Origin of the sequence: Alcanivorax sp. UBA3183 (assembly GCF_002364155.1) — a bacterium.
Classification (GTDB): Bacteria; Pseudomonadota; Gammaproteobacteria; order Pseudomonadales; family Alcanivoracaceae; genus Alcanivorax; species Alcanivorax jadensis.
Genome location: NZ_DEXN01000047.1, coordinates 278,401 through 278,679 on the forward strand (window position 1 = coordinate 278,401; position 279 = coordinate 278,679).

General features: G+C 62.0%; 1 protein-coding gene. It reads left to right on the plus strand.

The window, feature by feature from the left end; all coding sequences use genetic code 11:
* Positions 1 to 57: 57 nt before the first annotated feature.
* A partial coding sequence (gene yidD / locus B3Q33_RS15835) for a membrane protein insertion efficiency factor YidD (RefSeq protein ID WP_286829166.1) occupies positions 58 to 279 on the plus strand: 222 nt, incomplete at its 3' end.

Below are 279 nucleotides of genomic sequence, written 5' to 3' on the forward strand. Positions count from 1 at the left end.
CCACCGGATTGGCCGTATCATGCCCCGTTGAGTTGACACCACACAGGTCTTGATACCGTGAAATCGTTTCTGCTCGGCATGCTCTGGTTGTACCAGAAGCTGCTGAGCCCCTGGATCGGCAACCAGTGCCGCTTCTATCCCACCTGCTCGGAATACGCCCGACAGGCGGTGGAAGTCCATGGCAGCTTGCGCGGCAGCGCGCTGGCGGCGAAGCGTTTGTGCAAGTGTCACCCTTGGCATGCCGGCGGGTTCGACTATGTGCCGGGCACCGAGCCCGGT